Annotated in this window: 12 protein-coding genes and 1 pseudogene; 5 read left to right on the top strand and 8 right to left on the bottom strand. The window is 63.5% G+C overall.

Annotated features, from left to right (window positions below; translation table 11 throughout):
• Positions 1-28: 28 nt before the first annotated feature.
• On the top strand, positions 29-1210 hold the full coding sequence (locus NKI39_RS08225) for an MFS transporter (RefSeq protein ID WP_352831363.1): 1182 nt from the start codon (positions 29-31) through the stop codon (positions 1208-1210).
• Between the two features lie 54 nt (positions 1211-1264).
• Positions 1265-2176 carry an SDR family oxidoreductase gene (locus NKI39_RS08220; protein WP_352817712.1) on the top strand — a complete coding sequence of 304 codons (912 nt, stop codon included), beginning with the start codon at positions 1265-1267 and terminating at the stop codon, positions 2174-2176.
• Positions 2177-2242: 66 nt separating this feature from the next.
• Here NKI39_RS08220 and NKI39_RS08215 read toward each other — a convergent pair whose 3' ends face one another.
• The 7 genes from NKI39_RS08215 to NKI39_RS08185 form a co-directional block, all read right to left on the bottom strand.
• The gene (locus NKI39_RS08215) at positions 2243-2401 is read right to left on the bottom strand and encodes a DUF3309 family protein (protein ID WP_023678456.1); all 159 of its coding nucleotides are present in this window, start codon (positions 2399-2401) and stop codon (positions 2243-2245) included.
• 98 nt (positions 2402-2499) lie between these two features.
• Entirely contained in the window at positions 2500-5676 is a 3177-nt protein-coding gene (locus NKI39_RS08210) for an efflux RND transporter permease subunit (protein WP_352831361.1), read from the bottom strand.
• A 2-nt stretch (positions 5677-5678) separates the two neighbouring features.
• Positions 5679-6890 carry an efflux RND transporter periplasmic adaptor subunit gene (locus NKI39_RS08205; RefSeq protein WP_352817707.1) on the bottom strand — a complete coding sequence of 404 codons (1212 nt, stop codon included), beginning with the start codon at positions 6888-6890 and terminating at the stop codon, positions 5679-5681.
• Positions 6891-7012: 122 nt separating this feature from the next.
• The gene (locus NKI39_RS08200) at positions 7013-7156 is read right to left on the bottom strand and encodes a hypothetical protein (RefSeq protein WP_352452504.1); all 144 of its coding nucleotides are present in this window, start codon (positions 7154-7156) and stop codon (positions 7013-7015) included.
• Positions 7157-7193: 37 nt separating this feature from the next.
• On the bottom strand, positions 7194-8303 hold the full coding sequence (locus NKI39_RS08195; protein ID WP_352817817.1) for a patatin-like phospholipase family protein: 1110 nt from the start codon (positions 8301-8303) through the stop codon (positions 7194-7196).
• A 29-nt stretch (positions 8304-8332) separates the two neighbouring features.
• Positions 8333-9112 carry a 3-hydroxybutyrate dehydrogenase gene (locus NKI39_RS08190; protein ID WP_352831359.1) on the bottom strand — a complete coding sequence of 260 codons (780 nt, stop codon included), beginning with the start codon at positions 9110-9112 and terminating at the stop codon, positions 8333-8335.
• Between the two features lie 200 nt (positions 9113-9312).
• Entirely contained in the window at positions 9313-10401 is a 1089-nt protein-coding gene (locus tag NKI39_RS08185; protein WP_352831357.1) for a citrate synthase/methylcitrate synthase, read from the bottom strand.
• A gap of 92 nt (positions 10402-10493) precedes the next feature.
• On the opposite strand from NKI39_RS08185, the pseudogene NKI39_RS08180 reads away from it, so the two are divergent.
• Positions 10494-11641 (top strand): annotated as a pseudogene (locus NKI39_RS08180) (citrate synthase).
• A 73-nt stretch (positions 11642-11714) separates the two neighbouring features.
• Here NKI39_RS08180 and phaR read toward each other — a convergent pair.
• The gene (gene phaR, locus NKI39_RS08175; protein ID WP_023678449.1) at positions 11715-12323 is read right to left on the bottom strand and encodes a polyhydroxyalkanoate synthesis repressor PhaR; all 609 of its coding nucleotides are present in this window, start codon (positions 12321-12323) and stop codon (positions 11715-11717) included.
• Positions 12324-12601: 278 nt separating this feature from the next.
• Between phaR and NKI39_RS08170 the strand changes: the two genes are divergently transcribed.
• Both NKI39_RS08170 and phbB read left to right on the top strand, forming a co-directional pair.
• A complete protein-coding gene (locus tag NKI39_RS08170; protein ID WP_352452508.1) occupies positions 12602-13786 on the top strand; it encodes an acetyl-CoA C-acetyltransferase in 1185 nt (394 codons plus the stop codon).
• A gap of 104 nt (positions 13787-13890) precedes the next feature.
• Positions 13891-14616 (top strand): acetoacetyl-CoA reductase, encoded by a 726-nt coding sequence (phbB, locus tag NKI39_RS08165; protein WP_352767641.1) that lies wholly within the window; start codon positions 13891-13893, stop codon positions 14614-14616.
• Positions 14617-14784: the final 168 nt, after the last annotated feature.

The raw sequence follows: 14784 nt of genomic DNA, 5'->3' as shown, positions 1-14784 counted from the left end.
ACGCCATTTCCGGACCGGATTCTACCCAATGGACGCGCAGAAAATCACGCAGATCGCGATTCGTGGACGCTGGGCAGTGGCCGGCATCTTCCTTGCCAACGGCTTCTTGACCGGCAGTTGGGCGCCGCAGATCCCGGTGTTCCTGACGCGACTCGACATTTCGAGGTTCACGCTCGGCTTGCTGATTCTGTTGTTCGGTGCCGGCGCCGTCACTGCCATGACCTGGTGCGGCCATCTGATCTCGAAGCATGGCTCGCGCACGGTGCTGCGCTGGTTCGGACTTGCCGGCAGCTTCGGCCTTTTGGTTGTGGCTCTGGCCCCCAACGTGCCCCTTGCAGCCATCGCCATGTTCATCTTCGGCGGTTCGATCGGCGGCATGGACGTCGCCATGAATGCCAATGCAGTGGCAGTCGAACGGCGGCTGTCCCGTGCCATCATGTCGTCCTCGCACGGCTTCTGGAGCCTTGGCGGTTTCGCTGGCGGCGCTTTGGGCGGTTTCGCCATCCAGAACTACGGTCACCTCGCCCATGCGACAGTGGTGACGGCTCTTGCCTTTGCCGTAATCGCCGTTGCGATCCGCTACCTGATCGCCGAGGACAAGCACCCGGTCGCCGAGCACCACAAATTCGCGCCGCCGGCAAACCCGCTGGTCTATCTGGTCGGACTTATGGCGCTGCTGACGATGATCTCCGAAGGCGCGGTACTCGACTGGGCAGCGCTGTATCTCCGGCAGGAACTCGGCGCCGATCTTGCCGTCGCAGGCCTGGCCTATGCCGCCTTTTCCGGTGTCATGGCCGTCATGCGCTTCCTCGGCGATGGCGTCCGCAACCGTTTCGGTGCCGTTACGACGTTGCGCGCCTCGGCCCTTGCCGCTGCTGCCGGCATGCTGGTGGCCGGGCTGGCTCCCTCGCCTTGGCTGGCCATTGCCGCCTTTGCCTTTTGCGGCCTCGGCATTGCCAACATGGTGCCGATCATCTTTTCGGCCGGCGGCAACCAGGAGGGCATGGCGTCCGGCACCGGCATGAGCGTCGTCACCACAATGGGTTACTCAGGCATTCTGGTGGCGCCGTCGGCGATCGGCTTCATCGCCGAGCACTCGAGCTTCGGCCCGATCTTCGTCGCTCTGTCCGGGCTGCTGGTCGTCGTGCTGGTGATGGCCGGCCTCGCTCACCGTGCCGAATTCGCTGCCGAGCCTGCACCGGCTGAATAGCGCTTGAACTCTTCGTAGAGGAAATCCGCCGCCAATGGCCGCCTCGGCCGCACGGTGGCCAAGGCCTTCATCGATGCCGGCTACGATGTCCGTGCCATCACCCGCAGCGGCAAGGTGCCGGCCGAGCTCAAAGGCGCCACGGCGATCGCCGGCGACGCGCTCGACCGTGCTGCGCTGATCCGCGCGACCGAAGGCGTCGATATCATTTTCAACGGCCTCAACCCGCTCTACACCGACTGGAGCAAATGCCTGCCGATGGCCGAGAATGTGATGGCTGCCTGCCGGGCGAACGGCGCGCTGCATCTCTTCCCGGGCACCGTCTACTATTACGGCTCGCAGATGCCGGCGGTGATCGCCGAAGACACGCCGTTTCGCCCGACGACGGAAAAGGGCCGTATCCGCGTCGCCATGGAAGATCTGTTTCGCCGCGAGGCTGATGCAGGTCTGGTGCGCACGATCCTGCTGCGCGCTGGTGATTTCTTCGGCGGCACCGGCAGCGGATCGTGGTTCGATCTGGTTGTTGCCGCCAAGATGACCAAGGGCGTCTATACCGCCCCAGGGCCGGTCGATCTCGTGCATGAATGGGCCTATCTGCCCGACCTGGCCAAGGCCTTCGTCGGGCTGGCTGACAATCTCGACAAACTCGGCTTCTACGAGGCGCTGAACTTTCCCGGCCATGCGGTGACCGACCTGCAGATCAAGGCGGCCGCGGAGAAGGCGCTCGGGCGCTCGCTGAAACTGACGTCGATGCCGTGGTGGGTGCTGCGTGCCGGCGGCCCGTTCGTGGCGATGTGGCGCGAGATCGTTTCGATGTCCTATCTCCGCTTCGAGCCGCACCGGCTGGTTTCAGGCAGGCTGGAAAGCGTTATCGGTACGATCCCGCACACGCCGCTGGAAAATGCAGTGTCGAAAGCGCTCGAGGATATCGGCATCGCCACGATCAAAACGACGCAAAAAGTTGCCTGACAACAAACCAAAAAAAGGCGGATGGCCTCACGGTCATCCGCCGCTGGTCGGGGAGGAAGGTTGCGCTCAGATCCGGCCCATCAACAGCAGCACCAGGACAACGATCAGGATGACGCCGACGATGCCTGATGGTCCGTAACCCCAGGACCGCGAATGCGGCCACGCCGGAACCGCGCCGATCAGAATAAGAATAAGGATAATGATGAGAATGGTGCTGATCGTCATCAGAAAATCCTCGCTTTGAGGTTGCAATGACGGAACAATGCAGAAGGCCGCCCATTGTTCCCGGGCGGCCTTGCTTGATCAGGACCGCGATCCGGACTCTATTCGGCGGCCTTCGGGAAGGCGATCGCCGGTTCGGCGCCCAGATCGGCGTCCAGGCCTTTCGACGGGGTTTCGGCCTTGCGACGCCCGAACAGGCGGCTGAACCAGCCCCGACGCGCACCGGGTTTGACCTTGGCGCGAGTGAACACCATCAGCATCGACGGCGTCACCACCAGCGTCAGCACGGTGGCGAAGGACAGCCCGAAGACGATCGCCGAGGACAGCGAAATCCACCATTGCGTCGACGGCGCGTTGATCGTCGTCTCGTGATGAAAGATTTCGAGGCCGAGGCCGAAGGCGATCGGCAGCACGCCGAGGATCGCCGACACCGCCGTCAGCACCACCGGGCGGGCACGCTCGCGGCAGGTCTGCAGAACGGCCTCGTATTTGTCCCAGCCCTCTTCGCGCAACCGGTCATAGGTGTCGATCAGCACGATGTTGTTGTTCACCACCACCCCGGCCAGCGCGATGACACCGATGCCCGACATGACGATGCCGAATGCCTCTCCCGTCAGCAGCAGCCCGAGGAACACGCCGATCGTCGCCATGACCACGCAGGACAGCACCAGCCAGACGCTGGTGAACTTGTTGAACTGCGCCAGAAGCACGATGAAGATCAGGAAGATCGCCGCACCGAAGGCTTTGCTGAGGAAGGCACCAGCCTCCGCGCTGTCCTCATTCGAACCGGCAAGCTTCCAGCGAATGCCGCTGCCGAGGTTCATGTCGGCGACAGCTTTGGTGACCTCCTGCTGGACGGCAGCCACCTGGGCGCCGGCGGCGACGTTGGCCTGGACGACGACCGTTCGCGCACCGTCGATGCGGTTGAGGATACCGACCGTCGGCTCCGGCTTGCGCACGACGAAGTTCGAGATCGGCACCGAGCCTTGCGCGGTCTGCACCCTGAGTTCGTCGAGCGTCGACAGCGTGCGCCGATCCTCGGGCAGGCGCAGCCTGATGTCGACTGCATCGTCGGCGCCGGCGGGCCGGTACTCGCTGAGCTTCAGCCCGTTGGTCACCAATTGCACGACCGTCCCGACCGCGGTTGGGCTGATGCCGTACTGCGCCGCCTTGGCGCGATCGACCTCGAGCGCCCAGTCGACGCCGGGCGGCGCCAGGCCGTCGGAAATATCGATGACGCCGGGCACCTTGGCTATGCGCGCGGCGACGGCGCGGGCCTTGTCGTCAAGGCCCTTCGGATCGACGGCCGAAAGCCTGATCTGGATCGGCTTGCCGGTAGGCGGGCCGGCTTCCGGCACGCGAACCTCGACGTCAACACCGGGAATGCCGGCCATAACGCCGCGCAGTTCGTCCAGGATTGAGTTCGCCGATTTACGCTCGCGCCAGTCGACGAATTCGTACTGGATCACGCCAACCACGTCTTCCGGAACATCCTGGCCGCCGCCCTGCGTCTTGCCGACGCGGGTATAGACAGACTTCACGCCCGGCCAACCGAGCAGGCGATTTTCCGCGGTCTTGGTGGCCGAGTCCATTTCGGCAAGCGAAAGATTGCCGCGGGCGTGGACGTAGAGCAGGCCGTAGTCAGGCTCGACATTCGGGAAGAATTCGACGCCGGCGCCGAATTTCGAATAGGCGTAGCCGACGCCGAACAACAGCGCCACAGTGAGGACAAGCACGGTGATGGGATAATGCACCGCCTGCTTGACCACGGCCATGTACCAGCCGTCGCGATTGTCGTCGGGGTGATGGGCCGGCGCCTTGGCAAATATCGCGCCCAGCGTCGGCGCGAAGACCAGCGCATAGAGCATCGAGGCCGAGAGCGTCACGATCAGCGTGATCGGCATGTACTTCATGAAGTCGCCGATAATGCCCGGCCAGAACAACAGCGGCGAGAAGGCGGCAATGCGCGTCATCGTCGCCGCGATGACCGGGCCGGCCATGCGCTTGGCGGCAAGCGCGAACGCTTGCTCCTTCGGCATGCCCTCGCTCATGCGTCGCTCGGCGAATTCGGTGACGATGATGGCGTCGTCGACCAGCATGCCGACCGCCAGGATGAGGCTGAACAGCACGATCATGTTGATCGTGTAGCCCATCATTGCCAGCAACAGGATGCCGATCAGGAAGGATGATGGGATGGCCAATCCGATCAGCAGCGAGGCACGGCCAGACAGCGCGTAGAGAATGACGATGAACACCAGGATGACGGCGATCATCACGTGGTTCTGCAGGTCGCCGAGCAACTGGTTCACGAAGACCGACTTGTCTTGCGTGTAGGTGACGTGCATGCCCTCCGGCATCGTCTTGATGAAGGCGTCGGACACCTCCCTGACCTTGCCAATCGTATCGATCAGGTTGGAGCCGATGCGCTTCTTCACCTCGATGGCGATCGCCGGCTTGCCGTCGAGGCGGGTGACCGTCTCGGCGTCCTTGAATGTGGAGCGGATGGTGGCAATGTCCTTGGCCTGCACCACCGCATTGGGGCCGGCGACGACCGGAAGCGCCGCCACATCCTCTGGTGTCTCGATAAGCGAGGGCACCTTGACCGCGTATTTGCCCTCGGATCCTTCGATGTTGCCGGCGGCGACAAGACTGTTGGAAGCGCCGACCGCACCGATCAACTGGTCGAGCTGCAGCCCGTAGGAAGACAGCTTCATCGGATCGATGACCACTTCGACGAGGTCGTCGCGCGCACCCTGCAGCGAGCCCTCGAGCACGCCAGGCACTTCCTCGATGCGGTCGCGCAGCTCGCGCGCCGCCGCCGTCAGCACACGCTCAGGCACCTCGCCCGACAGCGTCACGACCAGGACGGGGAACTCGGAGATGTTGACCTCGGAGACCACGGGCTCCTCAGCCGCTTGCGGCAGGTCGGCCTTGCCGTCCTGCACCTTGCTGCGCGTGTCCTGCAGCGCCGTGGCGAGATCCGTCTGTGGCTGGAATTCAACGAGCACATAACCGCCGCCCTGGAAGGCGGCCGAGCGCATCTCCTTGAGGCCTTTCAGGCTCTTCAGCTTGGCTTCCATCGGCCGCAGCAGGAGGCGCTCGGAGTCTTCCGGCGAGATGCCCTGGTAGATCAGACTGACATACATCATCGGAATCGGAACGTCGGGTTCCGCTTCCTTCGGCGTCGACTGGTAAGCGACCGCACCAGCAAGGATGAGAAAGACCAGGACCGAAATGGTCAGCCGGGCATTGCTGATTGCAAGTTTGACGATGTCCATGATTACTGCGTCCCGGTCGTCGCTTCGCCCAACAGCTTTTGGATGGTCGCCTGGTCGGCTTCGACCGGCTTGACCACTTCGCCTTCCTTCACCAGTTCCTGGCCGGCGACGATGATGCGGGCGTCGGCCGGAATGCCGCCGAGCACCAGGCCGGTCGGCGTGTCGTCGACCAGGTCGATCGGGAAGAACACGACCTTGTCGTCCTTGTCGACGGCGCGAATGCCGAGATCGCCCTTGTCGCCGAGCGTCACCACCGAGCGCGGCAGCATGACGGCGTCGGTCGGCTGGGCGCTGAGCGCAATTTCTGCCGTCATGCCGGCCGGTACGGAACCATCGGCGTTGGGGATGGCGACTTCGACGCGGAAGGTACGGGTTGCCGAAGATGCATCGCGGCTGATGTAGCGCACCGTGCCCTCGACATTCTGGCCGCTGACCAGACGCACATCGGCCTTGTCGCCGATCTTCAGATAGCCGAGATCGCGTTCGCTGACTTCGCCGCGGGCGATCACCGGATCGAGCTTCAGAATGGTCGCCACCTCGCCGCCCTGCATCACGGAACTGCCAAGCTCCACCGGTACCCGGTCGATAACGCCGTCGAAGGGCGCCTTCACCTCGTTGCGGTCGAGTTCGGCTTGCGCTGCGTCCAGTAGCGACTTGGCCAGCGTCAGGTTGGAGCGGGCTGTGTCGAGCTGCAACTTGGGCAGATTGCCGGTTTTCATCAGCCCCAGGGCCGCAGCCAGCTCTGCCTCACGTTGCACGACAAGCTGCTTGGCATTGTCGACCGCCGAGATTTTTTCCTCGGCGGCAAGCATCAGGATCAGGTCGCCGGTCTTGACGTGCTGGCCCTGCTTGACCGGCAGCTTGTCGATGACGCCGGCGACGCGTGTCGCCAGGACGGCGCGCTTGTCGGCTTCGGTCAGTCCGGAAATGCGGATAGCGCGTGCATAGGTGCGCCGCGGCGGGGCTATGACCGCGACCGTGCGCAACGGCGCCTTGGGCTGTTCCGCCTCGGCGGTCCCCGGCTTGGCAGCCCCCTGTTTACCAGTTTGGGGCTTGCCTGCGTCGGCTGCCTTGGGCTGCTCGACCTCTCCTGCCTTGGGCTTGTTGTCGGCGGACGCGCTGCCGACGGACGAGAACTCGCCTGTCGCCATCCAGCCGGCGAACCCGATGAGCACAACAATGGCTGCAAGCTTGTGAAACCTGAATTTCGGCATCGTCATTTTTTCCAGTGCGCGGGGTTCGGCCAGGCCGCATCTTCTACTTGGGGCGCGTCGCCGATATGGGTGCGCGCGAGGCCGTATTCAAATTGCCGTGATCGGCGAAGCGCGCTTCTACCTCAAAGTTGCATCGCAATATAGTCAGAAAAGTTGATGGATTGTTGCTTTGTCCGCAAAGATGCGGCCGCAGCATCGGCTGTTGATTGCCAAAACAGCGGCATGGCAGCAAGTGTCAGGATGATTGGACAGATTGCGAATGCCATCTGCTTTGCGAAGCAGCTAGGCCGGACGGCGGGCGGCCTAGGGCTGCTTGCGCGCCGCAAGAAACTCCTTGACCCGCCGACCCGGCGCCGGCCCGCGCAAAGGCTTCAAGCCGTCGTCGAGTTCGCCGGACAGATCGATCGTCGGCCGCTTGCCGACGGCGTCATAATTTTCTTCCAGCCAATCACTGGCTGCGGTGCGGCCGAGGTCGCGCAGATAGGCAAGGAACGCCCATTCGGCATTGACCTTGGACGATGCCGACAGATCCTTGAACGCTTCGTCGGCATCGATGCGGTGCATGCGGATGTCGCGATATTCGCCGTGCGGCAATCGGCCGGCGGCGATCAGTTCCTTGACGAAGGCGATCGAGCGGAATTCGCGCAACAGCCCGGCGTTGAAGGTGATCTCGTCGATGCGGTTCTGGATCTCATTGGCGCTCTTCGGCGTTCCCTCGCGGACCACCGGATTGATCTGCACCAAAAGCACGTCCTCGGTGGCCGCCGTCTTGAAGAACGGGAACAGTGCCGGGTTGCCGCCATAACCGCCATCCCAATAGGGCACGCCCTTGATCTCGACGGCACGGAACAATTGCGGCAAGCAGGCCGACGCCATCACTGTGTCGAGGTCGATCTCGCCGTCCGAGAAGACCCGCAACTGGCCGGTCTCGACATTGGTAGCGGAAATGAACAGTTCCATCGACTTGCAGGCGCGCACATTGTCGAAATCGATCTCACGTTCGACCACGTCGCGCAGCGGATTGATGGCGAGCGGATTGGCGACATAGGGCGAAAATACCCGAGACATCGTATCGAACAGGAAATAGCCGGGCGTGTTCTCGATCGACCAATTGCCCCAGGCGACGTCCCAGGGCATGCGCTGTACCGGGCTGAAGCGGCCCTTTGCCGCCACCGCACGCCAGAAATCGTCGAGCTTCCGCCGCGCGCCCTCGACACCGCCGCGGACAAAGCCGTCGGCCAGCGCCACGGCATTCATGGCGCCGGCGCTGGTGCCCGAAACCGCCGTTATGTCGAGGCGCCCGTCCTCGAGCAGCCGATCGAGCACGCCCCAGGAAAACGCCCCGTGCGAGCCGCCGCCTTGCAGCGCGACATTGATCTTCTTTGGCTCTTCCGCCTTGCCGTTTTTCGGCATGGCGTGGCCCTTGACCGCTGGAAGCCTCACTAAGCGGTCCAGCCGCCGTCGACAGAGATGTGCGTGCCGTTGATCTGCGCCGCCGCATCCGAGCATAGGAACACCGCGGCCGCCGCAACCTGCTCGACGGTGACGAACTCCTTGGTAGGCTGCCTGTCGAGCATGACCTCACGGACCACCGTCTCGCGGTCCATCTTGTTGGCCTTCATCTGGTCGGGGATCTGCGCCTCGACCAGCGGCGTCAGCACATAGCCCGGACAAATGGCATTACAGGTGATCTTGTCGCGCGCCAGCTCCAGGGCGACAGTCTTGGTCAAGCCCATAATGCCATGCTTGGCCGAGACATAGGCCGACTTGAACGGCGAAGCGACAAGGCCGTGGGCCGAGGCGACGTTGACGATCCGGCCGCCACCGGCCTGTTTCATCAACGGGATGGCGGCTGCGATGGTGTGGAAGGCCGATGACAGGTTGATGGCGATGATCGCATCCCATTTCTCGATCGGGAAGCTTTCGACCGGCGCGACATGCTGGATGCCGGCGTTGTTGACCAGGATGTCGACCGAGCCGAATGCCTCGGCTGCCTTCGCCACCAAAGCCCGGCACTCGGCCGGCTTCGACATGTCGGCCTTGACGTAGACGGTCTTCACCACGTGGTGCTTCGCGATCGCGTCGGCGATGGCGTGATCGTCGGCGGTGTCGGAAAAGGAATTGACGACGACGTTGCAGCCTTCGGCCGCGAGCGCGTGGGCAATGGCCAGGCCGATGCCCGAGGTGGAACCGGTGACGATGGCGGTTTTTCTGGCGGTCAAGGCGGCTTTATTCCTTTCGAGGCGGGCTCCCGTGAACCATGCTGCACTGCAACATATAGGCTCTCTGTCACCCAAGAACAGCGGATGTGTGGAGCAATGACATGAAATTTTTGTCATGTAGACCTCTCTCGTCCCGACGAGAGAGGTGTTCGGCACCGGCTGTTGCGACCGGTTTTCGCAAGTATGCGAGGGAAAAATCCTCAGGCGACGAGGTCCGGCACCGGCCCGATATAGCGCGACTGCGGCCGGATCAGCCGTCCGCTCGTCTGCTGCTCGCGCGCATGGGCAATCCAGCCGGCGACGCGCCCGGCAGCAAAGACGTTGGTGAACGCCTCTTTCGGAAAGCCCGCCGCTTCCAGCAGGAGCGCTGTGAAGAACTCGACATTGGTCTGGAGCGAGCGCGACGGCTTGGCGATGCGGAGCACTTCGAGCGCCGCCTGCTCCACGCTTTCGGCAAAGGCCAGCCGGTGGCCGCTTTCGCCCCTGGCGCCGAGCTGGCGCACCACCGCTTTCAGCACGTCGGCACGCGGATCGCGCACGCGATAGATGCGATGCCCGAAGCCCATGATGCGGCGGCCACGCGCGATCTGGCTACGCAGCCAGCCGGCGGCGTCGCCATGCGCCTCGATCGCATCCAGCATCTCGATCACCGGACCTGGCGCGCCGCCATGCAGCGGCCCCTTGAGCGCTCCGAGCCCGGCCAGCACCGCCGAAGTAAGCCCGGCCTGCGTTGAAGAGACCACGCGCGCGGCGAAGGTCGATGCGTTGAGGCCATGGTCGCAAACCGTCACGAAATAGGCATCGAGCGCCTTCGCCAATTTAGGCGAGGCCGCAATGCCGGTCAGCATCCGCAGCATGTCGGCGGCATGATCGGCCTTGCTATCGGGCGCAATCGGGCGTTCGCCGCGCTGCAAGCGCAGCAAGGCCGGCGTCAGCACGGCAGGTGCCGCAACCAGCCGCAGCGCGTCCGACAATTTGTCACCATCCGGCAGCAGGGCAATACCGGCGCGCATCGCGCTGTAGATATCGACGGATGTGAGAAACGGCAGCAAGGGTTTGATCTGCTCGAACACTTCGCTGCGCGCCCGACCGATCGCGTTCGCCAGCTCCCTGCCGTCGGGAAGATCGTCGAAAAAGCCGTCGAACAGCAGATGAACCACCTCGGCGTATTTCCAGCGACCTGCCAGTTCGGGCAACGAATGGCCCCGGATGGTCAGGCGGCCACCAAGACCGTCGACATCGGAGAGCACCGTTTCCGCCGCCACAACATCATCGAGCCCATTCGCCATCGGTTTTCTCCTTGACCCTTTCCGGGTGGTAGATAAGGGTTGGTGACTGGACCATCAATCTTGATCAATGGAATCAACATGACAAGGCTGACATGACGGAGTGGCTGACGCGGGACGAAGCCCTGAAGCGTCTCAAGGTGCGAGCCCAGACCCTCTATGCCTATGTCAGCCGCGGGCGCATCGGCGTGCGGCCGGACCGGGCGGATCCACGCCGCAGCCAGTATCGCGCCGACGACATCGCGGCGCTGGCGAGTCGCCGGGCTCGTGCCGAAATCCGCAGGCAATCGCCGAAAGTGCAATTGCCTGGGGTGAGCCGGCGATCGCCACCACGATCTCGACCGTTTTGCATGGCCGCCTTGTCTATCGCGGCCAGGATGCGGTTGCTCTCTGCGAGGCTGCCACGCTGGAGCAGACGGCAAACCTGCTTTGGGCATCTGACGCACCGGTGTCGTTCGTCTCGGCGAGCCGCCATGGCAACGGCGCAACTGGCCGGCCGGCTGCCTTCGCGGAATTGGCCGCGTTGGCGGCCAACGGCCGGCCTTCGCTCGGCCGAAGATCGGCTTCGCTCAACCACGATGCGGCCGGCGCCATCGCCGCTTTGGCCCAGGCGCTCGGCGCGATTCCCGGAACTGGTGCCGTGCACGAAAGGCTGGCGCGGGGATGGTCGCTCGATGCGGCCGGCGCAGACTTGATCCGCCGCTCACTGGTACTGTTGGCCGATCACGAATTGAACGCATCGACCTTCGCCGCACGGGTCGCCGCGTCCACCGGCGCACCTGTTTCGGCCTGCCTGCTTGCCGGCCTCGCCACGCTCTCCGGGCCGCGTCATGGCGGCGCCGCGGAGGCGGTCATGATGCTGGCGGAAGATGCGCAGAGATTGGGGCCGGACGCGGCTGTCGGACGCTGGCTCGGTCACGACAGGCCGCTGCCCGGATTTGGCCATCCGCTTTATCCCGACGGCGATCCGCGTGCGGAACCGTTGCTGGCCGCGATAGATGTCGATGATGGGCTGTTACGGCTTTGCGATGCGGCCTTTGCGGCAACGGGCATGCGCCCGAACGTCGATTTCGCTTTGGCCGCGCTGACGCGCGGTCTCCGTTTGCCGTCCGATACGCCGTTCCGCCTGTTCGCGCTCGGCCGCAGCGTCGGCTGGGCCGCGCATGCCGTGGAGCAGGTGACGAGCAACGGCCTGATCCGGCCACGCGCCCGCTACCAGGGACCGCTGCCGGAGCAGCTCTAGTCTAGCCGCGCTGCTTGCGAAGTCTCAGCAGCACCTGAAGGAAGGTCCGACGCTGCACTTCGCCAGCCGGCAGTCAGGACATCGTGTCGAGCTTGCGCTGCATCGCGGCGATCTGCTCCTTCAGCTCCTGAAGGTCGTCGGGTTTTTCCGGCGTTTCCTTCCTGGCCGGTTCGGCCGGCGCTGCTGCCGGCGCCGAGCCCGCGGGCGGGAACGGCGTGAACAGCCGCATGGCGTTCTGGAACATTTCCATGTTGCGCCGCGTCTGCTCCTCCAGCACCTTGATCGGCGTAGCGATCTTCATCATGTCCATCGGCGACTTGCCGAGCGCATCTTTCATCTGCTCGCGAAAGCGCTCCTGCTCCTTCGAGAAGGCCAGCATCGACTGTTCGAGAAAGCTCGGCACGATCATCTGCATCTGGTCGCCGTAATAGGCGATGAGCTGACGCAGGAACGGGATCGGCAGCATGTTCTGCCCGTCCTTGTTCTCCAGCTCGAAGATGATCTGGGTCAGTACCGGATGCGTGATGTCGTCACCGGTCTTGGCGTCCTGGACAGTAAAGTCCTCGCCTCTTTTGACCATTTCAGCGAGATCCTCGAGCGTCACATAGGTGCTGGTGCCCGTATTGTAGAGACGGCGATTGGCATATTTCTTGATAACAATAGGTTCGTCTTTTGCGGCCATCTGCATCCTCCCCGGACACCGGGCAGCTTAAGTAAGCCGCCGGTAACGATTGCGCCTTTTTAAAGGATATGCGCAAAAGCGTCATGAATCCAAGCAGTTTGTGCAGTGCGGGAACATTTTATGCTGCGCAGCACGGACGGGCCGCCGTTGCAGCGACGGGCGGCATACTTGCGGGAGTGGGACGCCATGCCCATTTCGGGTTTGACTCGGGTTGTGGAAAGGGCAAGAAAAGTCCCCGACGGCACCCGAAATCATTCCCCGAAAGCCTGGAGAAGAACATGTCCGCTTCCAACGCCATCGTTGTCGCCAGTGCAGCGCGCACGCCCGTCGGCTCCTTCAACGGCGCCTTCGCCAACACCCCAGCCCATGAATTGGGTGCCGTCGCCGTCAGGGAAGCGCTGGTCCGTGCCGGCGTCGACGGCAAGGAGGTGGACGAGGTCATTCTCGGCCAGATTCTGACCGCGGCTCAAGGGCAGAACCCGGCGCGGCAGGCGGCAATGGCTGCCGGCGTACCGCAGGAGGCGACCTCCTGGGGCCTGAACCAGCTCTGCGGCTCGGGCTTGCGCGCTATCGCGCTCGGCATGCAGCAGATCGCCCAGGGCGATGCAAAAATCATCGTTGCCGGCGGCCAGGAATCGATGTCGATGGCTCCGCATGCGCAACATCTGCGCGGTGGCGTCAAGATGGGCGACTTCAAGCTGATCGACACCATGATCAAGGACGGCCTGACCGATGCCTTCTACGGCTATCATATGGGCAACACCGCTGAGAACGTCGCCCGCCAGTTTCAGATCACCCGCGACGACCAGGACCAGTTCGCACTGGCTTCCCAGAACAAGGCCGAGGCCGCGCAGAAAGCCGGGAAATTCAAGGACGAGATCGTTGCCTTTACAGTCAAGGGCAGGAAGGGCGACACCGTAGTCGACCAGGATGAATACATCCGCCACGGCGCGACAATCGATGCCATGACCAAGCTCAAGCCCGCCTTCGACAAGGAAGGCACGGTGACGGCTGCCAATGCTTCCGGCATCAACGACGGCGCCGCCGCCGTGGTGCTGATGACCGAAGCGGAAGCCGCAAGGCGCGGCATCACACCGCTGGTGCGTATCGTTTCCTGGGCGACCGCCGGTGTCGACCCGCAGATCATGGGGACGGGACCGATCCCCTCCTCGCGCAAGGCGCTGGCCAAGGCCGGCTGGTCGGTTGGCGACCTCGATCTGGTCGAAGCCAACGAGGCCTTTGCCGCGCAGGCCTGCGCCGTCAACAAGGACATGGGCTGGGATCCGGCCATCGTCAACGTCAATGGCGGCGCCATCGCCATCGGCCATCCGGTCGGCGCCTCGGGCGCCCGCATCTTCAACACGCTGGTCTACGAGATGCGCCGCAGAAGTGCCAAGAAAGGCCTTGCCACGCTGTGCATCGGCGGCGGCATGGGTGTTGCCATGTGCGTGGAAGCATTGTGATGAGATAAGCGATACGAATAGGATGCTGGCGCAAAGCGAGTAGGGAATAGGGGGCAAACCCCACCGCTTCAACGCTCAGTCATCTGCATTTCCCGGGAGGACATATGACAAAGGTTGCAATCGTCACAGGCGGGTCGCGCGGCATCGGCGCGGCGATATCGGTCGCCTTGAAAAGCGCCGGCTATTCGGTCGCCGCAAACTACGCCGGCAATGAAGAAGCGGCGGCAAAGTTCAAGGCCGCGACCGGCATCCCGGTCTATAAATGGTCGGTCGCCGACTACGAGGCCTGCGCCGCCGGCATCAAACAGATCGAAGCCGATCTCGGTCCCGTCTCGGTGCTGGTCAACAATGCCGGCATCACTCGCGACGCGATGTTCCACAAGATGACCCGCGAGCAATGGAAAGAGGTCCTCGACACCAACCTTTCCGGCGTCTTCAACATGACGCATCCATTGTGGGGCGGCATGCGCGACCGCAAGTTCGGTCGCATCATCACCATCTCCTCGATCAACGGCCAGAAAGGCCAGGTCGGCCAGGTCAATTATTCGGCCTCGAAGGCCGGCGATATCGGCTTCACCAAGGCACTGGCCCAGGAAGGCGCGCGCGCCGGCATCACCGTCAACGTCATTTGCCCCGGCTACATCGCCACCGAGATGGTCAAGGCAATGGACGAGAAGGTCCTCAACGAGCGCGTCATCCCGCACATCCCGGTCGGTCGTCTCGGCGAGCCGGAGGAGATCGCGCGCTGCGTCGTCTTCCTCGCTTCCGACGATGCCGGTTTCATCACCGGCTCGACCATATCAGCCAATGGCGGCCAGTACGTCGCCTGATCGTTTGTCTTTACGTTGAGACAGATCCGCGCTTGGACGAACGGGCCTGCAAAACGGCCCGTTTCTATAGCGGTCTTCCCGTTGCAAGATCTCGATGCAGCACGCTGCCCCAATCCGGCACGCAAAGGTTAACGGCAAACTCGCAGCTTGTGCAAAAGCCGCCCGGCA

Origin of the sequence: Mesorhizobium sp. M0664 (assembly GCF_040320565.1) — a bacterium.
Lineage (GTDB): Bacteria > Pseudomonadota > Alphaproteobacteria > Rhizobiales > Rhizobiaceae > Mesorhizobium.
The sequence above is the reverse complement of the archived record's forward strand: the minus strand, read 5'-3'. Positions and strand labels throughout refer to the sequence as shown.